General features: G+C 63.8%; 24 protein-coding genes and 1 pseudogene. 3 read left to right on the forward strand and 22 right to left on the reverse strand.

Features of this window, described 5'->3' with window-relative positions:
- Positions 1-39 precede the first annotated feature (39 nt).
- Positions 40-1,095: a TIGR03118 family protein gene (locus AC07WS_RS17720; protein WP_494730359.1), complete on the forward strand. Its 1,056-nt coding sequence runs from the start codon at positions 40-42 to the stop codon at positions 1,093-1,095.
- A 132-nt stretch (positions 1,096-1,227) separates the two neighbouring features.
- Positions 1,228-1,845, forward strand: coding sequence for a PEPxxWA-CTERM sorting domain-containing protein (locus AC07WS_RS17725; protein WP_494730360.1), 618 nt, complete (start codon positions 1,228-1,230; stop codon positions 1,843-1,845).
- Positions 1,846-1,893: 48 nt separating this feature from the next.
- On the opposite strand, the gene AC07WS_RS17730 is transcribed toward AC07WS_RS17725, so the two are convergent.
- The 4 genes from AC07WS_RS17730 to ppsA form a co-directional block, all read right to left on the reverse strand.
- On the reverse strand, positions 1,894-2,310 hold the full coding sequence (locus tag AC07WS_RS17730; RefSeq protein ID WP_494730361.1) for a DUF4259 domain-containing protein: 417 nt from the start codon (positions 2,308-2,310) through the stop codon (positions 1,894-1,896).
- 12 nt (positions 2,311-2,322) lie between these two features.
- On the reverse strand, positions 2,323-3,273 hold the full coding sequence (locus AC07WS_RS17735; RefSeq protein WP_494730362.1) for an SPFH domain-containing protein: 951 nt from the start codon (positions 3,271-3,273) through the stop codon (positions 2,323-2,325).
- Positions 3,274-3,295: 22 nt separating this feature from the next.
- On the reverse strand, positions 3,296-3,718 hold the full coding sequence (locus AC07WS_RS17740; protein ID WP_494730363.1) for an NfeD family protein: 423 nt from the start codon (positions 3,716-3,718) through the stop codon (positions 3,296-3,298).
- Positions 3,719-3,875: 157 nt separating this feature from the next.
- Positions 3,876-6,305, reverse strand: coding sequence for a phosphoenolpyruvate synthase (gene ppsA, locus AC07WS_RS17745; protein ID WP_494730364.1), 2,430 nt, complete (start codon positions 6,303-6,305; stop codon positions 3,876-3,878).
- Between the two features lie 154 nt (positions 6,306-6,459).
- Here ppsA and ppsR point away from each other — a divergent pair, with 154 nt between their 5' ends.
- Entirely contained in the window at positions 6,460-7,308 is an 849-nt protein-coding gene (gene ppsR, locus AC07WS_RS17750) for a posphoenolpyruvate synthetase regulatory kinase/phosphorylase PpsR (protein ID WP_494730365.1), read from the forward strand.
- A gap of 1,137 nt (positions 7,309-8,445) precedes the next feature.
- On the opposite strand, the pseudogene AC07WS_RS17755 reads toward ppsR, so the two are convergent.
- The 18 genes and pseudogenes from AC07WS_RS17755 to rpsB all read right to left on the reverse strand — a co-directional run.
- A pseudogene (locus AC07WS_RS17755) lies at positions 8,446-8,652 on the reverse strand (catalase); the annotation flags it as partial.
- Positions 8,653-9,027: 375 nt separating this feature from the next.
- Positions 9,028-10,230, reverse strand: coding sequence for an EAL domain-containing response regulator (locus tag AC07WS_RS17760; protein ID WP_494730366.1), 1,203 nt, complete (start codon positions 10,228-10,230; stop codon positions 9,028-9,030).
- Positions 10,231-10,262: 32 nt separating this feature from the next.
- The gene (locus tag AC07WS_RS17765) at positions 10,263-11,048 is read right to left on the reverse strand and encodes a TrmH family RNA methyltransferase (protein ID WP_494730367.1); all 786 of its coding nucleotides are present in this window, start codon (positions 11,046-11,048) and stop codon (positions 10,263-10,265) included.
- Positions 11,045-11,686: a ribonuclease HII gene (rnhB, locus tag AC07WS_RS17770; RefSeq protein WP_176360880.1), complete on the reverse strand. Its 642-nt coding sequence runs from the start codon at positions 11,684-11,686 to the stop codon at positions 11,045-11,047. Before rnhB ends, AC07WS_RS17765 begins: the two co-directional genes overlap by 4 nt.
- Positions 11,687-11,696: 10 nt before the next feature.
- Positions 11,697-12,833 carry a lipid-A-disaccharide synthase gene (lpxB, locus tag AC07WS_RS17775; protein ID WP_494730658.1) on the reverse strand — a complete coding sequence of 379 codons (1,137 nt, stop codon included), beginning with the start codon at positions 12,831-12,833 and terminating at the stop codon, positions 11,697-11,699.
- A 19-nt stretch (positions 12,834-12,852) separates the two neighbouring features.
- Positions 12,853-13,641, reverse strand: coding sequence for an acyl-ACP--UDP-N-acetylglucosamine O-acyltransferase (gene lpxA, locus AC07WS_RS17780; RefSeq protein ID WP_494730368.1), 789 nt, complete (start codon positions 13,639-13,641; stop codon positions 12,853-12,855).
- 2 nt (positions 13,642-13,643) lie between these two features.
- The gene (fabZ, locus tag AC07WS_RS17785; protein WP_494730369.1) at positions 13,644-14,156 is read right to left on the reverse strand and encodes a 3-hydroxyacyl-ACP dehydratase FabZ; all 513 of its coding nucleotides are present in this window, start codon (positions 14,154-14,156) and stop codon (positions 13,644-13,646) included.
- A 4-nt stretch (positions 14,157-14,160) separates the two neighbouring features.
- Positions 14,161-15,216, reverse strand: a complete 1,056-nt coding sequence (gene lpxD / locus AC07WS_RS17790) for a UDP-3-O-(3-hydroxymyristoyl)glucosamine N-acyltransferase (RefSeq protein WP_494730370.1) — start codon at positions 15,214-15,216, stop codon at positions 14,161-14,163.
- A 24-nt stretch (positions 15,217-15,240) separates the two neighbouring features.
- Positions 15,241-15,765 carry an OmpH/Skp family outer membrane protein gene (locus AC07WS_RS17795; RefSeq protein WP_494730371.1) on the reverse strand — a complete coding sequence of 175 codons (525 nt, stop codon included), beginning with the start codon at positions 15,763-15,765 and terminating at the stop codon, positions 15,241-15,243.
- Between the two features lie 48 nt (positions 15,766-15,813).
- The gene (gene bamA, locus AC07WS_RS17800; protein WP_494730372.1) at positions 15,814-18,150 is read right to left on the reverse strand and encodes an outer membrane protein assembly factor BamA; all 2,337 of its coding nucleotides are present in this window, start codon (positions 18,148-18,150) and stop codon (positions 15,814-15,816) included.
- 53 nt (positions 18,151-18,203) lie between these two features.
- Entirely contained in the window at positions 18,204-19,595 is a 1,392-nt protein-coding gene (gene rseP / locus AC07WS_RS17805; protein ID WP_494730373.1) for an RIP metalloprotease RseP, read from the reverse strand.
- Complete coding sequence (ispC, locus tag AC07WS_RS17810) at positions 19,592-20,785, reverse strand: 1-deoxy-D-xylulose-5-phosphate reductoisomerase (RefSeq protein WP_494730374.1); 1,194 nt, start codon at positions 20,783-20,785, stop codon at positions 19,592-19,594. The genes rseP and ispC overlap by 4 nt, the downstream gene beginning before the upstream one ends.
- A 10-nt stretch (positions 20,786-20,795) precedes the next feature.
- The gene (locus tag AC07WS_RS17815; RefSeq protein WP_494730375.1) at positions 20,796-21,635 is read right to left on the reverse strand and encodes a phosphatidate cytidylyltransferase; all 840 of its coding nucleotides are present in this window, start codon (positions 21,633-21,635) and stop codon (positions 20,796-20,798) included.
- Positions 21,635-22,387, reverse strand: coding sequence for a polyprenyl diphosphate synthase (uppS, locus tag AC07WS_RS17820; protein WP_494730376.1), 753 nt, complete (start codon positions 22,385-22,387; stop codon positions 21,635-21,637). Before uppS ends, AC07WS_RS17815 begins: the two co-directional genes overlap by 1 nt.
- Before the next feature lie 115 nt (positions 22,388-22,502).
- Positions 22,503-23,063: a ribosome recycling factor gene (gene frr / locus AC07WS_RS17825; protein WP_116988648.1), complete on the reverse strand. Its 561-nt coding sequence runs from the start codon at positions 23,061-23,063 to the stop codon at positions 22,503-22,505.
- A 28-nt stretch (positions 23,064-23,091) separates the two neighbouring features.
- Positions 23,092-23,808, reverse strand: a complete 717-nt coding sequence (gene pyrH, locus AC07WS_RS17830) for a UMP kinase (protein ID WP_161091779.1) — start codon at positions 23,806-23,808, stop codon at positions 23,092-23,094.
- Positions 23,809-23,962: 154 nt separating this feature from the next.
- Positions 23,963-24,874 carry a translation elongation factor Ts gene (gene tsf, locus AC07WS_RS17835; protein WP_494730377.1) on the reverse strand — a complete coding sequence of 304 codons (912 nt, stop codon included), beginning with the start codon at positions 24,872-24,874 and terminating at the stop codon, positions 23,963-23,965.
- 117 nt (positions 24,875-24,991) lie between these two features.
- Positions 24,992-25,744, reverse strand: coding sequence for a 30S ribosomal protein S2 (gene rpsB, locus AC07WS_RS17840; protein ID WP_117011326.1), 753 nt, complete (start codon positions 25,742-25,744; stop codon positions 24,992-24,994).
- Positions 25,745-25,880 lie beyond the last annotated feature (136 nt).

A 25,880-nucleotide genomic window follows, 5' to 3' on the forward strand; every position in this document is an offset into this window, starting at 1 on the left:
ATCCACGGGATCACAACCCCGTTCCCGAAAGGAGCCGCCATGCATACCCGTACTCTCACCGCCATGGCCGCGCTGGCCCTGTCCGCCTGCGGAGGCGGCGGCTACGACACACCCATGGCGCCGCCGCCAGTCGTGATGCCGCCGGCCGCCACCCTGTTCAACGTCACCAAGCTGGTGGCCGACACCGCCGGCGCCGCCGCCCAGACCGACGCCCGGCTGGTCAACGCCTGGGGCATCGCCTTCAATCCGGCCGGCTTCGTCTGGGTCGCCAACAACGGCAGTTCCAGCTCGACGCTGTACGACGGCAACGGCGTGCCGCAGTCGCTGGTGGTGGCCACGCCGCCGGCGCCCACCGGCATCGTCTACAACGGCAGCGCCGACTTCCGCGCCAGCCCCTTCCTGTTCGCCACCGAGAGCGGCAAGATCGCCGCCTGGTCGCCCGCGACCGACCGCAACAACGCCCCGGCCGTGGTGGACGGCGCCGCCGCGCAGGCGGTCTACAAGGGCCTGGCCATCGCCACCTGGAACAACGCCAACTATCTGTACGCGGCGGATTTCCATAACAACCGCGTCGACGTCTTCGACGCCGCCTTCAACAAGGTGACGCTGGCCGGCGCCTTCCGCGACCCGTCGCTGCCGGCCAACTACGCGCCGTTCGGCATCCAGGCCATCGGCGACCGCATCTACGTCGCCTACGCCCAGCGCGAGAGCGGCGGCGACGACGAGGTGGCCGGCGCCGGCCTGGGCGCGGTCGACGTGTTCGACACCGCCGGCAACCTGCTCAAGCAACTGGCGATGGGCGGCGCGCTCAACGCGCCCTGGGGCATGGCGCTGGCGCCGTCCAACTTCGGCAGCTACAGCGGCAAATTATTGGTCGGAAACTTCGGCGACGGCAAGATCAACGCCTACGATCCCGCCAGCGGCGCCATGGCCGGCACCCTGTCCAAGGCCGACGGCAGCGCCATCGTGATCGACGGCCTGTGGGGCATCGCCTTCGGCCCGGGCGTCAACAGCCAGCCCACCAACACGCTGTTCTTCGCCGCCGGGCCGGGCGACGAAACGCAAGGGCTATACGGCCGCGTCGATATGCGCTAACGCCACAACCATGCGGGTTTCCAGCCACTTTCGGTAAAAAAGTGCTGGCTGAAAAGCGATTCATGAATTACACTACTCATTGTCATATTTGAAATTCAGTTTCCAATAAACAACACCGAGGGGATAACAACAATGAAAACCATGAATCTGATCAAATCCGCCGCGCTCGCCGCCCTGCTGTCCACCGGCAGCGCCTTTGCCGCGCCGGTCGAGCTGTTGCTGAACGGCAGCTTTGAGGCCGATCTGCAACCCGCTGGCACCTGGGGCAACTACGCCAACCTGACCGACTGGACCGGCGGCCCCTACGGCATCGAACTGCGCAACAATGTGGCTGGCGTGGCCGCCGACGGCGTCAACTTCGTCGAGCTGGACACCTACCACAACAGCAGCCTTAGCCACACCGTGCTGACCAACCTCGGCCAGCAATACACGCTGAGCTTCCAGTTCCAGGACCGCGCCGGCGTGGACAGCGCGTCGCAGGGCCTGGCGGTGAGCTGGGGCGGCGGCGCTGTCGACAGCGTCAACAACTCGCTGGGCGGCGGCTGGGAAACCCGCACCTACACGCTGACTGGCAACGGTTCGGCGATGGACCTGACGTTCACCGCCATCGGCCGCGACGACAGCCTGGGCACCTCGCTGGACAATGTCTCGCTGACCACCACCGTGCCTGAGCCGGAAACCTATGCCATGCTGCTGGCGGGCCTGGGCCTGGTCGGCGTGGCCGCGCGCCGCCGCAAGGCCGCCAAGTAATCCGGGCACGCGCCCAACAAAAAACGCCCTCCGGGGCGTTTTGTCGTTTCAGGCGGCGATGCGTGCCCGCAACGCTTCGACCGCGGCGCGCCAGTCCGCGTAATGTTCGCTGTCGGCCCACAGTTCGCGCAATTCCGACTGTTCCGACAGGATGCGCTCGATGGCGCGGCCGGCCTTGTCGGCCAGGTCGGCGCGCACCCGGGCCTTGGCCTTGCGCGCATCCACCCAGGCGTCGACCGCCGCGCTGTCCTCGCTGCGCTCGCCGCCCTTGCCCTGCAGCCGCGCCAGCACTTCCACCGCCACCAGCGCCTCGGCCGCGAACGGCGCCTCCAGCATTTCGCCCGGATGTTCCAGCGCCACGTCCAGCGTGTTTTCCACCGCCTCCAGATTGCTGGTCTGCGCCAGGTCTTCCGCCCAATCCTGCGCGTAGTCGTTGCCGAACGCGTCCACCGCCCATGTACCCATCGCCGCGCCTCCTTATGCCTTGGCCGGCTTGACCAGCGGCGCGTCCTTCTGCGATCTGACCACCTGCATGGCGGTGGCGATCAAGCCGCTCATCTCGCCCAGGTTGGCCGGGATGATGATGGAGTTGTTGGTCTTGGCCAGCTGAGAGAAGGCGCCCACGTACTGCTCGGCCACCTTGAGGTTGACCGCGTCCTCGCCGCCCGGCTCGCGGATCGCCGCGCCCACCTGGCGCAGCGCGGCGGCGTTGGCCTCGGCCAGCGCGACGATGGCGGCGGCCTGGCCCTGGGCGCGGTTGATGGCGGCCTGCTTGTCGCCCTCGGAGCGGGCGATCTGCGCCTCGCGCTCGCCGCTGGCGATGTTGATCTGCTCCTGCTTGCGGCCCTCGGAGGCGGCGATCAGCGCGCGCTTCTCGCGTTCGGCCGTGATCTGCGCCTGCATCGCGTGCAGGATTTCCTTCGGCGGCGTCAAGTCCTTGATCTCGTAGCGCAGCACCTTGACGCCCCAGTTGGCGGCCGATTCGTCGATGGCGTTGACGATGGCGGTGTTGATATGGTCGCGCTCCTCGAAGGTCTTGTCGAGCTCCATGCGGCCGATCACCGAGCGCAGCGTGGTCTGCGCCAGTTGCGTGATGGCGGAGATGTAGTTGGACGAGCCGTACGAGGCGCGCATGGCGTCGGTGATCTGGAAGTACAGGATGCCGTCCACCTGCAGCTGCGTGTTGTCCTTGGTGATGCAGACCTGCGGCGGCACGTCGAGCGGGATCTCCTTGAGCACATGCTTGTAGGCGACGCGGTCGACGAAGGGGATCACGATGTTCAGGCCGGGGCCCAGCGTGGCGTGGTATTTGCCGAGCCGCTCGACCACCCAGGCGTGCTGCTGCGGCACGACGTTGATGGTCTTGAAGACGAACACCAGGGCCAGGATGAAAATGATGAAGGTGACGTTGCCGAAACTGATATCCATAAAACTCTCCAGTGGGTAGATCTCAAGCCGCCACGATCAGGCAGCTGCCGCGTACTTCACGAATCTTGTAGGGCCCCGGCACCGCCGCCGCGCCCGGCGCCAGCTCCACGTCCCACAACGCGCCGCGGTACATCACGCGCGCCACGCCGTCCTGCCAGGCCGGCACGTGCACGGTCTGGCCGATGTCCATGTTGACGTTGGGGTCGTGCTCGGGGCGGGTGCGGTTGACCAGCTTGCCGAAGCGGCTGCGCCGCAGCAGCACGGTGGCGCCTATGCCCACCACGGCGGCGAACAAGGTCTGCAGCGCCATGCCGAAGCCCAGCAGCGCCGCCAGCGCGCCCGACACCAGGCCGATGGCGATCATCAAAAGATAGAACGTGCCGCTGAACAGTTCCAGGATCACGGTAACGCCCGCGGCCATCAACCAAAAACTCCAGTCAGCCATGATGCACTCCTCTCAGGTTTGAAAATGCAAAAACCCCCGCTTCCCGGTGCGGGCTGCGAGGGTTCTTGCTGCAAGGTGCGTTGGTATTGATAGTGTTATTTGCTACTCAATTCGATAACCCCAGTCTAAACCAATTTACGCCTGCGTCAACACTTTATTACTTTTGCAAAGCCGCCAGCTTCTGCCAGGTGTCGATCACCGAGTCCGGGTTCAGCGACATCGACTCGATGCCCTGCTCCATCAGCCAGACCGCGAAGTCCGGATGGTCGGAAGGCCCCTGGCCGCAGATGCCGATGTACTTGCCGCGCGCGCGGCAAGCCTTGATCGCCATCGACAGCAGCGCTTTGACGGCCGGATCGCGCTCGTCGAAGTCGGCCGCCAGCAAGGCCATGCCGGAATCGCGGTCCAGGCCCAGGGTCAGCTGGGTCAGGTCGTTGGAACCGATGGAGAAGCCGTCGAAGTGGTCGAGGAACTGGTCGGCCAGCAGCGCGTTCGACGGCACTTCGCACATCATGATCAGGCGCAGCTCGTTCTCGCCGCGCACCAGGCCGTTCTTGGCCAGCAGGTCGACGACCTTCTCGGCCTGGCCCAGCGTGCGCACGAACGGCACCATGATCTCGACGTTGGTCAGGCCCATGTCGTTACGCACGCGCTTCATGGCCTGGCATTCCATTTCGAACGCGCCGGCAAAGTCGGCCGCCAGGTAGCGCGCCGCGCCGCGGAAGCCCAGCATCGGGTTTTCCTCGTCCGGCTCGTAGCGCGAACCGCCGATCAGCTTCTTGTACTCGTTGGACTTGAAGTCCGACAGGCGCACGATGACCGGCTTGGGCCAGAAGGCGGCGGCGATGGTCGCCACGCCCTCGGCCAGCTTATCGACGTAGAAGGCTTTCGGCGAGGCGTGGCCGCGCGCGACCGACTCCACGGCCTTTTTCAGGTCGGCGTCGATGTTCGGATATTCCAGGATCGCCTTCGGGTGCACGCCGATGTTGTTGTTGATGATGAACTCAAGACGGGCCAGGCCGACTCCGGCGTTTGGCACCGACTGGAAGTCGAAGGCCAGCTGCGGATTGCCGACGTTGAGCATGATCTTGGTCGCCAGCTTGGGCAGCTCGCCACGCGACACTTCGGAGATTTCCGTTTCCAGCAGGCCGTCGTAGATCTTGCCCTCGTCGCCTTCGGCGCAGGACACGGTGACGAAGGTGCCGTCCTTGAGCACTTCGGTGGCGTCGCCGCAGCCGACCACCGCCGGCACGCCCAGTTCACGGGCGATGATCGCCGCGTGGCAGGTGCGGCCGCCGCGGTTGGTGACGATGGCCGAGGCGCGCTTCATCACCGGTTCCCAGTTCGGGTCGGTCATGTCGGCGACCAGCACGTCGCCAGGCTGCACGCGTTCCATGTCGGCCGGGTCGTGGATCACGCGCACCGGGCCGGCGCCGATCTTCTGGCCGATGGCGCGGCCGGCGGCCAGCACCGTGCCGGAGGACTTCAGCTTGAAGCGCTGCTGCACGTCGGTCGTCTTCTGCTGCGACTTGACGGTCTCGGGACGCGCCTGCAGGATGTACAGCTTGCCGTCGCGGCCGTCCTTGCCCCACTCGATGTCCATCGGACGGCCGTAGTGGTTCTCGATGATGACGGCGTACTTGGCCAGTTCCACCACTTCGGCGTCGTTCAGCGAATAGCGGTTGCGCAGTTCGACCGGCACGTCCACGGTCTTGACCGAGCGGCCGGCCTTGGCTTCGTTGGTGAACTCCATCTTCAGCAGCTTGGAGCCGATGTTGCGGCGGATGACGGGCGACTTGCCTTTTTCCAGCATCGGCTTGTGGACGTAGAATTCGTCCGGATTGACCGCGCCCTGCACCACCGTCTCGCCCAGGCCGTAGCTGGAGGTGACGAACACCACGTCCTTGAAGCCGGACTCGGTGTCGATGGTGAACATCACGCCGGCCGCGCCCAGGTCGGAGCGGACCATGCGCTGCACGCCGGCCGACAGGGCCACTTCGGCGTGCGTGAAGCCCTTGTGCACGCGGTAGGAGATGGCGCGGTCGTTGTACAGCGAGGCGAACACGTGTTTCATCGCGTCGAGCACGTTGTCGATGCCGACCACGTTGAGGAAGGTTTCCTGCTGGCCGGCGAAGGAAGCGTCCGGCAAGTCTTCGGCGGTGGCCGAGGAGCGCACGGCGAACGACATCTCGGTGCTGGAATCGGCGACCAACTGGTGGTAGAAGGTCTCGATTTCCTGCTGCAGGCGCGGCTGGAACGGGGTTTCGACGATCCATTGACGGATCTCGGCGCCCGCTTGCGCCAGCGCGCGCACGTCGTCGATGTTCAGATCGGCGAGGCGGTCGGCGATGCGGTCGGCCAGCGGCTTGCCGCCGTCGACGCTGTGCGACAGGAAGTCGCGGAAAGCCTGGGCCGTGGTGGCGAAGCCGCCCGGAACCCGCACGCCGGCGCCGGCCAGCTGGCTGATCATCTCGCCTAATGAGGCGTTTTTACCGCCGACGGATTCAACGTCCGTCATGCGTAAATGTTCGAACGATGCGACGTATACCGCTCCGTTACTCTGCTCCTTCAATGCTGCGTTGGACATAATGACACCTTTTTGATGATAGAAATCTTCCAGCGAGGCGCAGACTTTGTTTCTTGTTATTCTGGTCGTCGTGCAGCACAATCTTACCTATGGCGCCCATTCTACAGCCTGCGGCCCAAATTGACGATTCACAATAATGACTGGCCAACTTTACATGACACAAGAACAACGTCCTCCTCTGCCCTCGGCGGCCCGCACGGTCTTCTTCGTTTCGGACGGCACCGGCATCACGGCAGAAACCTTTGGTCACTCGGTGCTGACCCAATTCGAGCTGCGTTTCCGCCAGATCCGGCTGCCCTTCATCGACACACTTGATAAAGCGCACGACGCGGTGCGCAAGATCAACGAGGCGTTTGAAACCGACGGTCAACGCCCGATTATCTTTTCGACCCTGGTCAAGACCGAGCTGTCGGATGTGATCCGCCAGTGCAAAGGCATGTACATGGACATGTTCCAGACTTTTGTTGCGCCATTGGAACAAGAGTTGGGCGCCAAGTCGACCCACACCATCGGCCGTTCGCACAACATCGTCGACAGCGAGGAGTACAAGAACCGCATCGAGGCGATCAATTTCTCGCTGGCGCACGATGACGGCCAGTCGCACAAGAACCTGTCGTCGGCGGACGTGATCCTGGTGGGCGTGTCGCGCTCGGGCAAGACGCCGACCAGCTTGTACCTGGCGATGCAGTACGGCATCAAGGCGGCCAACTATCCGCTGATCCCGGACGATTTCGAACGCGGCAGGCTGCCGTCGTCGCTGTACGAGTTCAAGTCCAAGATATTCGGCCTGACCATCACGCCGGAGCGCCTGTCCGAGATCCGCAACGAGCGGCGCGCCGGCAGCAAATACGCGGCGCTGGAGAATTGCCGCTACGAGGTCAACGAGGCCGAGATGATGATGAAGCGCGAAGGCATCCGCTGGTTATCTTCGACCACCAAATCGATCGAAGAAATCTCCACCACTATTCTGCAAGAGATTAAGCCTAATCGGCGGGAATATTAAATTAACTCAATAAGTTAACCGGACCAAGACCTCCTTCCACCAATTCTTAGTTGAGGCGAAAGCATTGAATGGCAACAAATTGCCAACCGTCGGCGGAAGGAGCTTTTTTTAAATTAGGCATAACAGCTGTTGGTTTTACTTATCCCCCCGCCGCAAAAATAACGCGTCCGCAATAGCGACTTCAACTCATCGAAGTATCCTGAAACCTCGATTCAGCTCGCCCCCTCTGCAACCTGACAATGTCTTAGGCCGACGCTTACCCTTTTCCCATGCCAACTAATGGCATAAACAGGCTAAAAATCTGCACGCTAGCAACCCGATTCCTCACCTTCATTCCTGCGGATTTAAAGCCTCGCCCTTTATAAAGAAAATAGAAATACACATCCCCGCCGCTATCAACGACTTTTCGCACAAGCGGAAACCCGTATCTCACATGCCTAGCATGTCTAGCGTGGAGCGAGTGCAGAATTAGCGGCTATTCAAGGACTCTCCGTGTTCACCAATCCTTAAGAGGATGCATATCGGGCACTCCACCCAGCTCCTTCTAGCAAAACCTCGATTTTCTCTTCTATTTTCTTCGAATTTTTCAAAATTTAAACTATTCCCGGATTTTCGGAAAAAATATGGAAAAGCCGAAAAAAACAGGGGAGAAAATAGGAGGTTTGCTAGAATGACCGCGTAACCTCCCCCCTCCCCAATACTCTGATCAACTTAATTGGCGGGAATACTGCTGGGCAAATCAAACGATAGGCGGATCGGTCTCGCAGGCGTAGGTGCGGTGACGCGACAGCGCCGCCTCGAACTGCACCAGCGCCATCGGATCCTCGCCGCGCTCGACGATGTGATGCCGGGATACCGGCCGCGTACAGCAGCTGCGCGCCATTGCCGACGGCCAACATCGGCTTGTCGTGCCGATATCGCAACCGCACAAACTTCAGCGCCGCGACGTCCCGGTTGAGCGGCGTGCCGCCCGGGTCGGCGGACAGCTCCGGCTTGCCGCGCACCTTGCTGGCCTGCTGCGGCTCGGGGAAACTGACGAAGCCCCTGGCGCCGGCCTGGAACGGACAGCCGCCGGCCAGCGAATTGGGCTCGTGACTCACCCGCCCGCGGTTGACCGACTGCCGGTGCATGCCGTCGCTGCGCGTTCACCACCCGGAAGGTATGCACGCCGAAGCCCGGCATAATGCGGTAGCTGCGCGGGATCGCGCGATCCGACAGGTGCCACATCAGCATGTGGGTGATCTCGGGGCTGAGCGAGGCGAAGTCCCAGAAAGTGTCGTGCGCGCTGGCCGCCTGCAGTATGCCGCTGTGCGGCTCCGGCTTGACCGAGTGGATAAGGTCCGGGTGGCCGTCGCCGGCCTTGGGTGAGGCCACCGTCTCGGACCTGGTGCTGGCGGTGGCGAAGGCGCTCGACGGCGGACGGATCTCGCCCGCGTGCGGCGTGAAGGCGGCGTCGCCGTATTCCAGAGGCTTGGTTTCGTTGAACGGCATCGCGGCAGCCATCTGCTCGTCGCTGGTCACTTTGTCCAGCAACTGCTCGGCGACCGGGTTCGGAGGGCCGAGCCGCGAGGGATGCGGCGGCTCGGCGGAGCCGGCATACCGTGATCAGGCGAAAAACCGAGGGTTGTAGATCCAGCGTCTGGTCGTTGTCGCGGTAGTGGAGACACCACGAACGTGTCCATGTAGCTCGCCGGCGTCGCGCCGCCGAGCCACCGCGCTTCAGAAGAAGTGCTGCCAGTCGGCCAGCCAGGCCGGGAATTCCTCGACCGGCATCGGCTTGGCGATGTAGTAGCCCTGGGCGTAGGTGCAGCCCAGCCCCTGCAGGAAATCCCAATCCTGCTTGGTCTCGACGCCGACCGCTACCGAGCGCCGGTCCAGGTTGCGCGCCAGCCCGAGGCAGGAGCGCAGCACCGTGCCGATGGCCTGCCGCTTGGAGGCGCCGTCGACAAAGCTGCGGTCTATCTTCAGTTCGGAGAATGGTATGCGCGCCAGCAGCTGCAGATTGCTGCGCCCCGTGCCGTAGTCGTCGATGGCCAGGCCGAAGCCCTTCATGCGCAGGCGCAGCAGCCGTTCGAGGAAATGCGGGTCGGTGGTCAGCACCGCCGATTCGGTCATCTCGAAGGTGATGTAGTCGGCCATGATGCGGTGGCGGTCCAGACAGGCCGCGATCTGCTCCATGAACTGCGGGTGCGCCAGCGTGCTCTGGTCGACATTGATGGAGAACGAAATCGGTATGCCCTGGTCGTGCAGGGTGCGGCAGGCCGCCACCGATTTTTCGATCATGCTCCAGTCGAGGAAATCGATGCGGCGGTTATCCTCCAGCGCCTGCATGAACGACGCCGGCCCGAGCACGCCGTACAGCGGATGGCGCCAGCGCGCGAACATCTCCAGCCCCTTGACCTGCCCCGTCTCCAGCTCGATCTTGGGCTGGAAGTAGGGATCGAACTCGCGCATCTGCAAGCCCTGCCCCACTTCGGCGAAGGAGATGTGCGGCACCTGCTCACGCGCGGCGGCGCGCGCCTCCGAGGGCTGCAGATAGTCGGCGATGATCGCCTCCAGCCGGCTGCCGATCACCGGCTTGCCGATCGCGCCCAGCATGTTGATGCCGTAGGCCGCCGCCATGGTCTCCACGGAAAACAGCACCGCGTTCGACTGCGCGCCCACCACCACCACACCAACGCGCGATTTGGCTTCGGACAGGCGGCGTATCAGCTCCAGCGCGTCCATGCCCGGCAGCGCCAGGTCGATGATGGCGATGTCCACCGGCGGCGTGATGCCGGCGCTGAAGTGGCGCAGCGCCGTGTGGCCGTCGGGCGCCTGCGTGATCCGGCCCACGCCCAGGTGCACCAGGATATCGGCCAGCGCGTGGCGTTGTACCTGATCCCCTTCGGCTACCAGAAAGTGCAACTGCGCGATATCCATATACGGCTCCAATAAGGCTGCCAAGTGAGCAATTAAGCTTGATTCTGCCTGACTTGCTCGAAAAAGCATACTGCCGCGCATGCGGCCACGTTCAGCGACTCCACCTGGCCCAGGTGGGGAATCACCACCTGATGGGTCGCCATGGACAGCAGGTCGTCCGCCACGCCCTGCCCTTCGTGGCCAAACAGCCACGCCACCGGCTGGCGCAGGTCGACGTCGTACAGGCGCTGGGTGGCGTAGCCGCTGGTGGCCAGCGAGGTCACCTTGGAGGCCGCGACCAGCTGCGCCAGGTCGACGTTCTCGAAAATGTCGAGCACAAAGTGCGCGCCCATGGCCGCGCGCAGCACCTTGGGCGACCAGCAGAACGCCGATCCGGCGCTGCAGTACACCTGGGTGATGCCGGCCGCCGCCGCGCTGCGCAGGATGGAGCCGACGTTGCCGGGGTCCTGCACGTTATCGAGCAGCACCGCCGACACGGCCAGCGGCTCGGTCACGGCGCGCTCCGGCGTCTCGATCATGAACATCACGCCGACGCCGTGTTCGACCTGGCTGACGGCGTTGTACAGCGCGTCGGGCAATCCCAGCACGTGCGCGTGCTGCGCCTCCAGCTGGCCGACGATCTCCATCACTTCCGGATTGTGCAGCGCGGTTTCGCTGACGATGCACTGCTCCGGCAGGCCCCGCAGCTGCAAATAGGCCTGGCACAGATGCACGCCGTCGAGCAGCGTGCGGCCGGACTTGCGGCGCGCCTGCGAACTGCCGGCCAGCTTGACCAGCTCCTTGTATTGCGCGTTGTCGCGCGAGGTGATGGTCTTCATGCGGTTCCCCCGGCGCGCAGCGCGAATTCTTCCAATACCTTGCGCACCGGCGCGAACGAGCGGCGGTGCACCGGCGAGGCGCCATGCTCGCGCAGGCGCTCCAGGTGCAGCGCGGTGCCGTAGCCCTTGTGCTGGTCGAAGCAGTACTGCGGATATTGCGCGTGCAGGGTGACCAGCGCGGCGTCGCGCGCGGTCTTGGCCAGGATAGAGGCGGCCGAGATGGCATCGACCTTGTCGTCGCCGCCGATCACGGCGATGCTCTGGATCTTCATCACCGGGCAGCGGTTGCCATCGATCAGGGCCAGCGTCGGCACGGTGCTCAGCGCCTCCACCGCGCGCCGCATCGCCAGCATCGACGCCTGCAGGATATTGAGCTTGTCGATTTCCTCTTCGGACGCCTCGGCGATGGCCCACGCCAGCGCGTTGGCCTTGATCAGCGGGGCCAGCATGTCGCGCTTGGCCTCGGTCAGCTTCTTGGAGTCGCGCAGGCCTTCGATGGGGCGCGAGACGTCCAGGATTACGGCCGCCGCGTACACCGGGCCGGCCAGCGGGCCACGGCCCGCCTCGTCGACGCCGCAAATGATTTCATCGGGCGAGTCGGGCAGGAAGTCGAACAGGCCGGGGGTTGGGTTTTTCACGTTGAGACTCTTAAGCTTTGATTACTTTTAGCACGGCGGCCGCGCTCTCCACCGCGCTGTTGCGCAGCAGGCTGTGATGCATGTCGGTGAAGCGTTCGGCCAGCCGCAGGCGGTGCGGCGCGTCGCTCAGCTGCTTCCACATGGCCTCCGCCAGCGCCTCGGGATTGGCCGCGTTCTGCAACAGCTCCGGCACCAGGAACTCGCGCGCCAGGATGTTCGGCAAGCCGATCCAAGGCTGGTAGTTGAAGTGGCGCAGGATCTGCCATTCCAGCTCCGCCATCCGATAGGCTATCACCATCGGCTTCTTGAACAGCGCCACCTCCAGCGACGCCGTGCCCGACGCCACCAGCACCGCGTCGGCCGCCGCGATCGCCGTGTGCGACTGGCCGTCGAGCAGCTGCACCTCGACGTCCTGCAGGCCGGCCTGCGCCACCAGTTCGAGGAAGTATTTGCGCTGCCGTTCGCCCGCCATCGGCGCCACGAAACGCAGCGACCGGTCGCGCTGTTTGAGCAGGCGCGCCGCGGTGATGAAGGCCACCGTGTTGTACTTGATCTCCGACATGCGGCTGCCCGGCATGATGGCCACCACATTGGCGTCCTCCGGCATGCCCAGCGCGCGCCGCGCGCCCGCCACGTCCGGCGCCATCGGGATCAGCTCCGCCAGCGGATGGCCGACATAGCTGACCGGCACGCCGGCCTGGCGGTAGATCTCCTCCTCGAAGGGAAACACCACCAGCATGTGCGACACCGCCCGGATGATCTTCTTGATGCGTCCACCGCGCCAGGCCCAGATCTGCGGCCCGATGTAGTGGATGGTCGGAATCCCGGCCGCCTTGAGCTGCTCTTCCAGCCCGAGGTTAAAGCCCGGATAGTCGGCGCCGATGAAGGCCGCCGGCCGCTCGGCCAGCAGCTGGTCGCGCAGCTGGTTCTGGATGCCCTTGATCTCGCGGTAGCGCGGGATCACGGCCAGCAGCCCGCGCACGGTCAGCTTGTCCATCGGCCAGTGCGATTCGAAGCCCTGCGCGATCATGTGCTCGCCGCCGATGCCGTGGAAGCGCGCGCCCGGCAGATGCGGACGCAGGCCGGACAACAGCCGCGCCGCCAGCAGGTCGCCCGACGGCTCGCCCGCCACCAGCGCCACCGACATGGGCGACCCGGCCATCAGCTCAGCGGACGATGCCACGGCTGGCGATGTTGAGGAATTCGCGCATCGAGCGGATCTGCTCCGCCGCCGCCGGCATCGCATCCTCTTCGGCCTGCAATGCGACCTTGGCCTCCTCCAGCGTCAGGCCGGAGCGGTAGATCAGCTTGTACGCGGTGCGGATGCCGTTGATCTGTTCGCGCGTAAAGCCGCGCCGCTTCAGGCCCTCGATGTTGACGCCGTGCGCCTGCGCCGGATTGCCGTTCAACAGAACGAAGGGCGGCACGTCCTGGGTCAGCGAGGTGCTCATGCCGACGAAGGCGTGCGCGCCGATCTTGCAGAACTGGTGCACATTGGCGAAGCCGCTCATGATCACCCAGTCGCCGATTTCGACGTGGCCGGCGATCTGCGCGTTGTTCGAGAAGATGGTGTTGCTGCCGACCTGGCAGTCGTGCGCCAGGTGGACGTAGGCCGAGATCCAGTTGTCGTTGCCCAGCGAGGTCACGCCCTTGTCCTGCACCGTGCCGGTGTTGAAGGTGCAGAACTCGCGGATGGTGTTGCGGTCGCCGATGGTCAGGCGGGTCGGCTCGCCGTTCCACTTCTTGTCCTGCGGCGCGGCGCCGATCGACGAGAACTGGAAGAACTTGTTGTCGCTGCCGATGGTCGTGTTGCCCTCGATGACCACGTGCGGGCCGACCACGGTGCGCGCGCCGATCACCACGTTCGGGCCGATCACCGAATACGGCCCCACCTCGACGGATTCGTCGAGCTGCGCCTTCGGATCGACGATGGCGGTGGCGTGAATCTTGGCCATGATTACTTCCCGGCTGGCTGGCTGGCGTCGGCCGCGCTGCGGATGGTGCACATCAGTTCCGCCTCGACCGCGGTCTGGCCGTCGACCGAGCCGACCGCCTTGTACTTCCAGATGCCGCGCGCCACGCGCAGGATCTCGACGTTCATCACCAGCTGGTCGCCCGGCTCCACCGGACGCTTGAAGCGCGCGTTGTCGATGCCGACGAAGTACACCACCGAATTCTCGTCCGGCTTGATGTCCATGGTCAGGAACGACAGGATGGCCGCGGTCTGCGCCATCGCCTCGATCATCAGCACGCCCGGCATCACCGGCTTGTGCGGGAAGTGGCCGTTGAAGAACTCCTCGTTGACGGTGACGTTCTTGATCGCCGTGATGGTCTTGCCCGACTCCCAGTCCAGCACGCGGTCCACCAGCAGCATGGGGTAGCGGTGCGGCAGGTACTGCTTGATGGCGTGGATATCCAGGCACTTCTTGGTGCAGGTGGATTCGGAGGTGACAGGGGTGGTTGTGGTCATGATTTTAGTTCTCGTCTTGATTCGTCAATGTTTTAATTGTTTTTTCCAGCGCGCGGATTTTATCGCGCATCGTCGACAGATTGCGGACGATGGCGGCCGATTTTTCCCACTCGCTGTTTTTGGCCAGCGGATAAAAGCCCGTGTACTGCCCCGGCTCCAGGATCGAGCGCGACACCATGCTGCCCGAGCCCACGTGCACCTTGTCGGCGATGGTCAGATGGCCCAGCACCATGGCGGCGCCGCCGAAGGTGCAATACTTGCCGATCTTCGCGCTGCCGGCCACGCCGACGCAGCCGGCCATCGCCGTGTGCGCGCCGATATGGCAGTTGTGGCCGATCTGGATCTGGTTGTCCAGCTTCACGCCGTCCTCCAGTATCGTGTCGGCCAAGGCGCCACGGTCGATGGTGGTGTTGGCGCCGATGTCCACATCGTCGCCGATCACCACCCGCCCGGTTTGCGGAATCTTGATGTAGACGCCGCCCTCGTTGGCGAATCCGAAGCCGTCGGTGCCGATCACGGCGCCCGAATGGATGATGCCGCGCTTGCCGATCACGCAGCGCGCCTGGAAGGTCACGTTGGCGAACAAGTGCGTGTCCTCGCCGATGACCGCGTCGCGGCCGATGTAGCAGCCGGCGTCGATCACCGCGCGCGCGCCGATCACGGCGCCGCTCTCGATCACCACGCGCGCGCCCACGTGGGCGCTGGCGTCGATGCGGGCGTCGTCCGCCACCACCGCGCTGGCGTGCACGCCGGGCGCCGGCACGATGGCCGTCAACGATTCGAAATACTGCGCCGCGCGGGCGAAATACACGTACGGGTTATTGGTGACGATGCGCGCGCCGCCATAGCCGGCGGCGATAAAAGCGTCGTCGGCGGCCGACACGATCAGCGCCGCCGCCTGGCTTTGCAGCGCCTGCGCGCGCAGTTTGCTATTGCTGAGAAAGCTGATGTGCGAAACGCCGGCGTCCGTCAGTGGCGCGATCCCGGTCACTTCCAGGTTCGCGTCCCCCACCAACTGCCCGCCGAGGCGTTCGACCAATTGCCCTAGTCGAGTGCCCATCGGGTGATCCAATCTTGATGTGTTTTACTTGTCTTTGTCCAGCGCGGCCAGCACCTTGTCGGTGATGTCGATGCGCGGGCTGGCCCAGACCGCATCCTGCAGCACGATGTCGAAGCCTTCCACCGCCGCCATCTGCTTGATGATCTTGGTGGCTTTTTCCGAGATCGCCTGGCGTTCCTCGTTGGTGCGCTGGTTCAGGTCCTCGCGGAACTCGCGCTGGCGGCGCTGGTATTCCTTATCGAGCTCGAACACGTCGCGCTGGCGCTTGACGCGGTCGGCCTCGGCCAGCGTCGGCACGTCCTTCTCCAGCTTTTCCGACGCCGCCTTCAGGCGCCCGGCCATATCCTGCATGGCTTTCTCGCGGCTCTTGAACTCTTCCTGCAGCTTCTCGCCGGCCAGCTTGGCCAGCTTGGACTCGTTGTAGATGCGCTCGGGACTGAGCCAGGCGATGCGCGAGGCCGAGGTCTGGGCCTGCGCCGGCGCCAATGCACACCAGCCCAGTGCCAGCACGGCGAGAGATTTGCTCAGGGTAGCGGACACAGTCTTCAACTTATTTCTCCGATGTAAATTTTATTACTCATTAGCACCAGGCCCGCCTTAGAAGCCGGTCCCCATCTGGAACTGGAAGCGTTCCAGGCGGTCGCCCGGCTTGGCGTTCAAGGGCTTAGCATAACTCAACTTGAGCGGGCCGACCGGCGAAATCCAGCTGATGCCCAGACCCGACGAGTAGCGCAGCTCGGAAGCGCGCATCTTCTGGCCTTCCTGGTAGACCTGGCCGGTGTCGACGAAACCGAACCAGCGCAGGCTGCGGTCCTGGCCCGAGCCGGGGAACGGCAGCTGCAGTTCGGCCGCGCCGAGCATGCGCGAGGCGCCGCCCAGCGCGTCGCCGTACACCTGGTCGACCGCGCCCAGCGAGGAGCTCAGGTAGCCGCGCACCGAACCGATGCCGCCGCCGTAGAAGTTCTTGAACACCGGATAGCTGCTATTGCCCAAGCCATGGCCGTAATCGAACTCGCCCTTCAGCGCCAGGGTGATCTTCGAGGTCAATGGCTTGAACCAGTTGTGCTCATACACGGCGCGGTAGTATTTCTGGCGGCCGACCACGTCCAGCTCGAAGTTGAAGCGCTGGTAGCGGCCCACGGTCGGCGTCAGCGCCGAGTCGCGGCTGTCGCGCGCCCACGCCGCCGTCAGCGGCACGGCGTTGGTGGTGGCGGTGCCGATGCCGTCCTTGTTGCCGGTGATGGTGGTGACGTAGTCCTTGAAGCGCACCGGCGAGGTGGCGTCGGTGGTGATGCGCGAGCGCTCCACGCCGATCCCGAAGAACACCGTGTCCACTTCAGAGAACGGCACGCCGTAGCTGATGCGGCCGCCCTGCTGGCGGATGGTGTAGCTGCCGATGTTGAGCGCCGGCGGCTGCTGCGTGCGCAGGTAGACCTCGTACGAACGCGAGATGCCGTCGTCGGTGTAGTACGGGTCGGTCTGCGAGAACGACAGCGTGCGGCTGTACTTCGAGGTGTTGAACTCGATGCCGACGGTGGTGCCCGAACCGGCGAAGTTGGCCTGCTGGATCGCCGCCTGGAAGGTGAACTTCTCGGACTGCGAGAACGCGCCGCCGATCTGGAAGTTACCGGTCGGCTTCTCGACCACGGTCAGGTTGACGTCGACCTGGTCGGAGGTGCCCTGCGCTTCCGGCGTGTCGATGGTCACGTCCTTGAAGTAGCCCAGGCGGTCGACGCGGTCGCGCGACAGCTTGATCTTGTTGGCGTCGTACCACGACGACTCGAACTGGCGGAACTCGCGGCGTATCACTTCGTCGCGGGTGGTGGTGTTGCCGGCGATGTTCATGTGGCGCACGTAGGCGCGCTTGCCCGGATCGATGAAGAAGGTGAACGCCACTTCGCGCTTCTGCTGGTCGATCTCCGGGTTGGCGTTGACGTTGGCGAAGGCATAGCCGAAGGTGCCCAGGCGGTCGGAGATCAGCTTGTTGGTGGCGGTCAGGCGCTCGCCGGAATACGTTTCGCCCGGGCGCAGCAGCACCAGCGAGCGCAGTTCCTCTTCGCGGCCGAAGGTCTCGCCCTCGAACTTGATGCCGGAGACCTTGTACTTCTCGCCCTCGGTGATGTTGATCGTGATGTAGATGTCCTTCTTGTCCGGCGTGATCGACACCTGGGTCGAATCGATCTGCATCTCGATGTAGCCGCGGTTCAGATAGTAGGACTTGAGCGACTCGATGTCGCCGGTCAGCTTGGTCTTGGAATACTGGTCGGCCTTGGTGTACCAGCTGAACCAGCCGCCGGTGTTCAACGCCAGCTGGTCCTTCAGTTCCTTGTCCGAGAAGACCTTGTTGCCGACGATGTTGATCTGCTTGATCTTGGCGATATCGCCCTCGTCCACCGCGAAGGTGATGTTGACGCGGTTACGCTCGATCGGCGTGACGGTGGTGACGATCTTCACGCCATACAGGCCGTGCGACAGGTACTGGCGCTTGAGCTCCTGCTCGGCGCGGTCGACCGAGGCCTTGTCGAAAATCTTGGTCTCGCCGACGCCGATGTCCTTGAGCGCCTTGACCAGCGTGTCCTTCTCAAATTCCTTGGTGCCGGTGAACTCCACCTTGGCGATGGCCGGACGCTCCTCGACCAGCACCACCAGCACGTTGCCGTCCGCTTCCAGCTTGACGTCCTTGAAGAAGCCGGTGGCGTACAGCGCCTTGATGGCGGTGATCGATTTGTCGTCGTTGAAGGTTTCGCCGACACGCACCGGCAGGTAGCTGAAGACCGTACCGGCTTCCGTGCGCTGTATCCCTTCGACGCGGATGTCTTTGATGACGAAGGGCTCGATGGCCATGGCGCTGCCGGCGCACAGCGCCAGGACAGCGGCGCCGATCAGGCTGCGGCGAAAGGAAGATGAAGTAATACGGTCAGAATATAATTTCATTGGGGTTATTCAATGGCTAAATCAACGAACTACTCATATACAAAGCGAACCTGCTACAGCAGCCGCGCGACGTCGTTAAACACCGCCAGCAGCATCAGCGTCAGTAACAAGCCTATGCCCAGGCGCTGTGCAATCTCTCCAAAACGCTCCGGCACAGAACGCCCAGTTAAAACTTCCAGCGAATAATACAGCAAATGCCCCCCATCTAGAACCGGAATCGGTAGCAAATTCATCACCCCCAAACTGATGCTGATGAAGGCGATGAAGCTCAGATAGCTGGCCGCCCCCATGCGCGCGGTCTGCCCGGCGTAATCGGCGATGGTGATCGGGCCGGTGACGTTCTTCAGCGAGACCTCGCCGGTGATCATTTTGCCGATCATCTTGACCGACATGACGCTGGTGTCCCACACCCGCGCCACCGCCTTGCCGACGGCCGCAATCAGGGACGATGGCACGGTGATCATATCCGGCTGCTGCGCGATGTAAGCGCTGATCTTACCGACTGTTACAGTTCCCTTACCGGTCTTTGCCTGCTCGGCCTGCGGCACCATGTCCAGCACCAGCTGCCGGCCGGCGCGGCGCACCGCCACCCGTACCGTCTTGCCGGCGGCGCCGCGAATGACCTCGATGAAGGCGATGCCGTCGGCCACCGGCACGCCGTCCACCGACAGCAGCAGGTCGCCCTTTTGCAGGCCGGCGCGCGCGGCGGGACCGCCGGCGATCACGTCCTCCACCACCGGCGCCGGACGGGACACGCCCAGTCCCAGCTTGCCCGGCACGTCGCCCTCCAGATCCTGCGCCGCCAGCGCGGCGGCCGGCAGCACGAAGGTGAAACGGCCCTGCCCCGCGCGCTCGACGGCGATGCGGGCCTCGGCCTTATCGATGGCGGCCTGCATCAGGTTCCAGCGCAGCTCCGACCACACGGCCACCGGCTGTTCGTTGACGGCGGTGACCACGTCGCCGCTGCGCAGGCCGGCGCTCCATGCGGCGGTGGGCGTGGTTGCGGCGGCAGCGGCGGTCGCCGTCTCCGTGGCGCGCACGCTGATCTTGCTGGTCGGTTCTTCCACGCCGTGCAGGTACAAGCCCGCGTACAGCACGATGGCGAGCAGGAAGTTGGCCAGCGGGCCGGCGGCCACGATGGCAATGCGCTTCCACACGTTCTGGCGCGTGAATTCGCGCTTCAGGTCTTCGGCCGGCAGGTCGCCCAGGTCGCCCTCGCGGGCGTCCAGCATCTTGACGTAGCCGCCCAGCGGCAGCGCCGACACAGCCCATTCGGTCTGGTCGCGGCCGAAACGGCGCGACCACACCACCTTGCCCATGCCGACCGAGAAGCGCAGCACCTTCACCCCGCACCAGCGCGCCACCAGATAGTGCCCCAGTTCGTGGAAGATGATCAGGGAGCCCAGGCAGACGGCGAAGGCCAGCGCGGTTTGGAGGAAGTTCATTTTGCCAGTCCGGCGATATAGGTTTGGGCGGCGGCGCGCGCGGCGGCGTCCTGCGCCATCACGGCCGCGATGCTGTCGGCGGCGCCGTGCGGCAGCGCCTCCACCACGTGCGCGATCACGCGGTCGATCTGGCGGAAGCCGATCTTCAAATCGAGGAAGGCTTGCACCGCGACCTCGTTGGCAGCGTTCAGCAGCGCCGGCGCGGTGCCGCCGGCCTTGAGCGCGTCGAACGCCAGCGCCAGGCAGGGGAAGCGCTGGAAGTCGGGACGCTCGAACTGCAGCGTGGCGATCTGCGTCAGGTCCAGCTGCGCCACGCCGGAGGCGATGCGCTCCGGGTAGGCCAGCGCGTGGGCGATCGGCGTGCGCATGTCGGGATTGCCCAGCTGCGCCAGCACGGAGCCGTCCATGTATGACACCATCGAATGGATCACCGATTGCGGATGGATGACGACCTCGATGCGCTCGGCCGGCGCCCCGAACAACCAGTGCGCCTCGATCACCTCCAGGCCCTTGTTCATCATCGTGGCCGAATCGACCGATATCTTGCGGCCCATCGACCAGTTGGGGTGCTTGCAGGCCTGCTCCGGCGTGACCGCGTCCAGCGTAGCGACGTCGCGCGTGAGGAACGGGCCGCCGGAAGCGGTCAGCAGAATCTTGGCGATGCCGGCCGCCTCGTCGCGCACCGCCGGCACGCGGCCGCCGAACTGCGGCATGCATTGGAAGATGGCATTGTGTTCGCTGTCGATCGGCAGCAGCACCGCGCCCGCCTGCTGGGCGGCGTCGATGAACAGCTGGCCGGACATCACCAGCGCCTCCTTGTTGGCCAGCAGGACCTTCTTGCCGGCGCGGGCCGCGGCCAGCGTCGGCGCCAAGCCGGCCGCGCCGACGATGGCGGCCATCACAGTGTCGACTTCGGGCGCGCTGGCGATGCTGCACAGGGCCGCCTCGCCATATTCCACTTCGGTGTTGACGCCGGCGGCGCGTAGCAGCGCGCTCAGCTGGCTGGCGCCGGCCGCCGTGCCGACCACCGCGCGCGCGGGGCGGAACTGGATGCACTGGGCCGCCAGTTCTTCGACGCGGCTATGCGCCGACAGCGCGTAGACGCCGTAGCGCTCGGGATGACGGGCGAGCACGTCCAGCGTGGACACGCCGATCGAACCGGTGGCGCCAAGGATGGTGATGCGTTGCATAGTTATTCTTTCAGAACCAGGAGCCGATCAGCGCGGCCATCGGCAGGACCGGGATCAAGGCGTCAATACGGTCAAGCACGCCGCCGTGGCCCGGCAGCAGGTTGCTGCTGTCCTTGATGGCGGCGCGGCGCTTGAGTTGGGATTCGAACAGGTCGCCGATCACCGACGCGGCGACGATCAGCAGCAGCACCAGCAAGGCCAGCGGCCAGCCGAAGCGCGCCTGCAATTGGAAGGCGAAGGTGTCCTGCAACCATGGCTGGGCGGAGGCCAGCAGCACGCTGATCGAGGCGATGGCCAGCACGGCGATGCCGCCGCCGATGGCGCCCTCCCACGATTTGCCCGGCGAGATCGACGGCGCCAGCTTGCGCTTGCCGAAGGCCTTGCCGGAGAAGTAGGCGCCGATGTCGGCGATCCACACCAGCACCATCACCGACAGCAGGTACAGCGCGGAGTGCCGGTACAGGCCGACGATGGCGAAGAAGCAGGCGAAGATGGCGAAGCTGAACGTGATCGCCAGCGACCAGTTGGCCGCACCGGCCAGCGGCGGCAGGCCCAGGCCCAGCGACGGCGCGTAACGGATCAGCCACAGCAGGCAGGCCGCGCCGTACAGCGCGGTCAGCGCGCCCGGCTTGCCCGAGTGCTGCAGCAGGAACACGAACAGCACGGCGGCGGCCACGCCGACCACGCGGGCGCGCATGGTCGACAGGCCGAACAGGCGCGCCGCCTCCCACATCGCCGCGCCCAGGAACAGCGTGGCGACGACGGCGAATGCTGGGAAATAGTTGAAGAACAGGACCGGCAGCAGCACCGCCAGCAAGACCACAGCGGTAATAATCCTAGTTTTCAGCATCAGCTTGTCTTTTCTGCCAGTTGCGCGCCGGTGCGGCCGAAGCGCCGCTCCCGGTGCTGGTAGGAGGCGATCGCCTCGTCGAGGCTCTCGATCGAGAAATCGGGCCAGTAGGTGTCGGTGAAGAACAGCTCGGTGTAGGCGAGCTGCCACAGCAGGAAATTGGAGATGCGCTGCTCGCCGCCGGTGCGGATGAACAGGTCGGGCTCGGGCGCGTAGGCCATCGCCAGGTGCGGCGCCAGCTGCTCTTCCGTGAAGTTGGCGGCGCCGGGGTGGGCTTGCACCATCTGGCCGACCGCCTGCATGATGTCCCAGCGGCCGCCATAGTTGAAGCAGACGGTCAGGGTCATGCGGGTGTTGTTGGCGGTCTTGCGCTCGGCGGCGGCGATCATGCCGCGCAGCTTTTCGTCGGCCCGACCGAGCTCGCCGACCACGCGCAGGCGGATGTTATTGGCGTGCAGCTTGGAGACTTCGCGTTCGAGCGCCGTCACGAACAGGCGCATCAGCAGCGACACTTCCTCTTCCGGACGGCGCCAGTTTTCGGAGCTGAAGGCGAACAGGGTCAGGTACTCGACGCCGCGGCGGGCGCAGGCCTCGACCACGGTGCGCACCGCGTCCACGCCCTTGACGTGGCCCGCCACGCGCGGCAGGAAGCGCTTGGTCGCCCAGCGGCCGTTGCCATCCATGATGATCGCGACATGGCGCGGCACGGACGGCGCGTCTGGAACCTCAGTAGTCGAACTCGTATATTTCATGAAAACTTTGGTGCCAAAGTATAAAGTATTGCAGGTGTGACGCAAAAAGACAAGACGCCAGAGCGACCCCATCCCGGCATACCGGAGCAAGGTCGGCTGCTGGCGCCGGCGGGTGTTAAACCGTCAGAACTTCTTTTTCCTTCTCGGCGACCATCTTGTCGATGTCGACGATGAACTTGTCGGTCAGCTTCTGCACTTCGTCGGTGCCGCGGCGCTCGTCGTCTTCCGAGATCGCCTTGTCCTTGACCAGCTTTTTCATGCCTTCATTGGCATCGCGGCGGATGTTGCGGACGGCGATTTTCGCGTCTTCCGCCTCGCTCTTGACCAGCTTGACCATCTCCTTGCGGCGTTCCTCGGTCAGCGGCGGGGTCGGCACGCGGATCATGTCGCCCTGCGCCGACGGGTTCAGGCCCAGGTCGGCGTCGCGGATGGCTTTCTCGATGGTGGCGGCCATCTTCTTCTCGAACGGCTGCACACCGATGGTGCGGGCGTCGATCAGGGTCACGTTGGCGACCTGGGTCAGCGCGGTCGGCGAACCGTAGTACTCGACCTGTACGTGGTCCAGGATGCCGGTGTGGGCGCGGCCGGTGCGAACCTTGGCCAGATCGGCGCGCAAGGTTTCCAGCGATTTGATCATGCGTTCTTGCGCACTCTTTTTAACGTCAGCTACGGACATTGCTGCTCTCCTGTAATCGGGATAGTGTTTAAACGTGAACCAGTGTACCCTCATCCTCGCCCATGACAACGCGCATCAGCGCGCCCGGCTTGGTGATGGAGAACACTTTGATCGGCAGTTTCTGGTCGCGGCACAGCGCGAAGGCGGTGGCGTCCATGACTTGCAGATGCTTGGCGATGGCTTCGTCGAAGGTGATGGAGCTGTACAGCGTGGCGTTCGGGTCCTTCTTCGGATCGGCGGTGTACACGCCGTCGACCTTGGTGGCCTTGAGCACGATCTCCGCGCTCATCTCCGAGCCGCGCAATGCCGCCGCGGTGTCGGTGGTGAAGAACGGGTTGCCGGTGCCGGCCGCGAACACGACGACCTTGCCTTCCTCCAGATACTGCAAGGCTTTCGGGCGCACATACGGCTCGACCACCTGTTCGATGCCGATCGCCGACATCACGCGGGCGGTGATGCCGACATGGCGCATCGCGTCGGCCAGGGCCAGCGCGTTCATGACGGTGGCCAGCATGCCCATGTAGTCGGCGGTGGCGCGGTCCATGCCCTGCGCACCGGGGGCGACGCCACGGAAGATGTTGCCGCCGCCAATGACGATCGCCAGTTCCACGCCCAGTTTCGCGACCTCTGCCACATCGGCGACCATCCGTTCGATCGTGCCGCGGTTGATGCCGTAAGGATCATCGCCCATCAGGGCTTCGCCGGACAATTTGAGGAGGACGCGCTTGTAGGCTGGTTTTGACATGAGACGAGGCTCCTAAGTTGGGTTTATTCGGGTAAGGCTGCCGGCGCCTATGATACCTTGGTCGGCGCCGGGAACGACTGAATGACTTCTGCTACTGCGGGTAAAACTTTGGTCGGGCTAAAAAAACGGGCCTCTCGGCCCGTTTTCTTTGGTATTACGCTCCTTTGGAAGCAGCCATCTGTGCGGCTACCTCTGCGGCGAAGTCGTCCACCTTCTTCTCGATGCCCTCGCCCACCACGTACATGGTGAAGGCTTTGACGGTGGTCGCTTTCTCTTTCAGCATCTGCTCGATCGATTGCTTGTCGTTCTTCACGAAAGCCTGGTTCAGCAGCGACACTTCTTTCAGGAACTTCTGTACCGAGCCTTCCAGACGCTTGGCCAGGATTTCCGGCGATTGCGCTGGCTTGCCTTCGGCGGCGGCCTTGGCTGCGTCTTCTTCGGCCTTCAGTTTTGCAACCGAACGCTCTTTTTCGATCAGTTCCGCTGGAACCTGCTCGGACGACAGCGACACTGGCTTCATCGCGGCGATGTGCATGGCCACGTCTTTACCAACTTGCTCGTCGGCGCCGTCGAAGTCGACGATCACGCCGATGCGCGAACCGTGCAGGTAGGAAGCCAGCTTGCCGGTGGTTTCGAAACGCTGGAAGCGGCGGATCGACATGTTCTCGCCGATTTTGCCGATCAGTGCTGCGCGCACTTCGTCCAGGGTCTTGCCGTCCAGCGGCAGCGCCAGCAGGGCGGCGACGTCGGCTGGGTTGTGTTCCACGACCAGGCGCGCGGCGTTGTTCGCCAGGGCCAGGAAGTCGTCGTTCTTGGCGACGAAGTCGGTTTCGGAGTTGACTTCAACCAGCGCGCCTACGCCGCCGGCGATGAAGGTGGCAACAACGCCTTCGGCGGTGATGCGTGCCGATGCTTTCGAGGCCTTGCCGCCCAGCTTGACGCGCAGGATCTCTTCAGCACGACCCATGTCGCCTTCGGCTTCGGTCAGTGCTTTTTTGCATTCCATCATAGGCGCGTCAGTCTTCGCGCGCAGTTCGCCTACCATTGCTGCAGTAATAGCTGCCATGTGATTCTCCTGTATTCGGTGTTCGGGTGGGATGGTGAGCGCTGCTCTAACCATTTACGTTAAAAAAAAGGGGGAGCTGTTGGCCACCCCTTTTTCCTTACAGCTTGTTACGAACAATTAAGCCTGTTCGGAAACTTCGACGAATTCGTCGCCAGCTGCAGCTTTAACCATTTCAACTACTTCGTTACCGGCAGCAGCACGGCCTTCCAGGATCGCATCTGCGACGCCGCGGGCGTACAGAGTGATGGCTTTCGACGAGTCGTCGTTGCCTGGAATGACGAACTGAACGCCTTCTGGCGAGTGGTTGGTATCGACCACGCCGATAACTGGGATGCCCAGTTTTGCGGCTTCGGTGATGGCGCCTTTATGGTAGCCAACGTCAACGACGAAGATTGCGTCAGGAACGCCGCCCATGTCCTTGATGCCGCCGATCGATTTTTGCAGCTTGATCATTTCGCGTTGGAACATCAGCGCTTCTTTCTTCGACAGCTTCTCAACCGAACCGTCTTCGATCGAGGCTTCCATGTCTTTCAGGCGCTTGATCGAGGTCTTGATGGTCTTGAAGTTGGTCAGCATGCCGCCCAGCCAACGCTGGTCGACGAAAGGAACGCCTGCGCGTGCCGCTTCGGCAGCAATGATTTCGCGGGCTTGACGCTTGGTGCCGACCATCAGGATGGTGCCACGGTTCGAAGCGACCTGTTTCACGTGTTTCATCGCTTCTTGATACATACCCATCGTCTTTTCCAAGTTGATGATATGGATCTTGTTACGGTGACCGAAGATGAACGGAGCCATCTTTGGGTTCCAGAAACGGGTTTGGTGACCGAAGTGGACACCGGCTTCCAGCATTTCGCGCATAGTTACGGACATATTAAACTCCAGGGTTGGGTCTGGAATCCGATCAGTCACCATAGAGGCACCCTTGTCGACCGGATTCGCGTTTATTAATAAAAATTAACAACTTGATTTTGCAACATTGCTCAAACCGAATTCAAGCAACCCGAGA

Source organism: Duganella sp. GW821-FHT01E12 (genome assembly GCF_059422325.1).

Coding starts and splice junctions, on each gene's coding strand:
- bamA (WP_494730372.1), bottom strand. CDS start 18,150: ATGAAATTATATTCTGACCGTATTACTTCATCTTCCTTTCGCCGCAGC.
- ppsR (WP_494730365.1), top strand. CDS start 6,460: ATGACACAAGAACAACGTCCTCCTCTGCCCTCGGCGGCCCGCACGGTC.
- lpxA (WP_494730368.1), bottom strand. CDS start 13,641: ATGGCCAAGATTCACGCCACCGCCATCGTCGATCCGAAGGCGCAGCTC.
- AC07WS_RS17720 (WP_494730359.1), top strand. CDS start 40: ATGCATACCCGTACTCTCACCGCCATGGCCGCGCTGGCCCTGTCCGCC.
- AC07WS_RS17735 (WP_494730362.1), bottom strand. CDS start 3,273: ATGGATATCAGTTTCGGCAACGTCACCTTCATCATTTTCATCCTGGCC.
- AC07WS_RS17730 (WP_494730361.1), bottom strand. CDS start 2,310: ATGGGTACATGGGCGGTGGACGCGTTCGGCAACGACTACGCGCAGGAT.
- AC07WS_RS17815 (WP_494730375.1), bottom strand. CDS start 21,635: ATGCTGAAAACTAGGATTATTACCGCTGTGGTCTTGCTGGCGGTGCTG.
- ispC (WP_494730374.1), bottom strand. CDS start 20,785: ATGCAACGCATCACCATCCTTGGCGCCACCGGTTCGATCGGCGTGTCC.
- rpsB (WP_117011326.1), bottom strand. CDS start 25,744: ATGTCCGTAACTATGCGCGAAATGCTGGAAGCCGGTGTCCACTTCGGT.
- rseP (WP_494730373.1), bottom strand. CDS start 19,595: ATGAACTTCCTCCAAACCGCGCTGGCCTTCGCCGTCTGCCTGGGCTCC.
- uppS (WP_494730376.1), bottom strand. CDS start 22,387: ATGAAATATACGAGTTCGACTACTGAGGTTCCAGACGCGCCGTCCGTG.
- lpxD (WP_494730370.1), bottom strand. CDS start 15,216: ATGGGCACTCGACTAGGGCAATTGGTCGAACGCCTCGGCGGGCAGTTG.
- AC07WS_RS17740 (WP_494730363.1), bottom strand. CDS start 3,718: ATGGCTGACTGGAGTTTTTGGTTGATGGCCGCGGGCGTTACCGTGATC.
- AC07WS_RS17765 (WP_494730367.1), bottom strand. CDS start 11,048: ATGAAGACCATCACCTCGCGCGACAACGCGCAATACAAGGAGCTGGTC.
- AC07WS_RS17725 (WP_494730360.1), top strand. CDS start 1,228: ATGAAAACCATGAATCTGATCAAATCCGCCGCGCTCGCCGCCCTGCTG.
- fabZ (WP_494730369.1), bottom strand. CDS start 14,156: ATGACCACAACCACCCCTGTCACCTCCGAATCCACCTGCACCAAGAAG.
- ppsA (WP_494730364.1), bottom strand. CDS start 6,305: ATGTCCAACGCAGCATTGAAGGAGCAGAGTAACGGAGCGGTATACGTC.
- pyrH (WP_161091779.1), bottom strand. CDS start 23,808: ATGTCAAAACCAGCCTACAAGCGCGTCCTCCTCAAATTGTCCGGCGAA.
- lpxB (WP_494730658.1), bottom strand. CDS start 12,833: ATGTCGGTGGCGCTGGTGGCGGGCGAGCCGTCGGGCGACCTGCTGGCG.
- tsf (WP_494730377.1), bottom strand. CDS start 24,874: ATGGCAGCTATTACTGCAGCAATGGTAGGCGAACTGCGCGCGAAGACT.
- AC07WS_RS17760 (WP_494730366.1), bottom strand. CDS start 10,230: ATGGATATCGCGCAGTTGCACTTTCTGGTAGCCGAAGGGGATCAGGTA.
- frr (WP_116988648.1), bottom strand. CDS start 23,063: ATGTCCGTAGCTGACGTTAAAAAGAGTGCGCAAGAACGCATGATCAAA.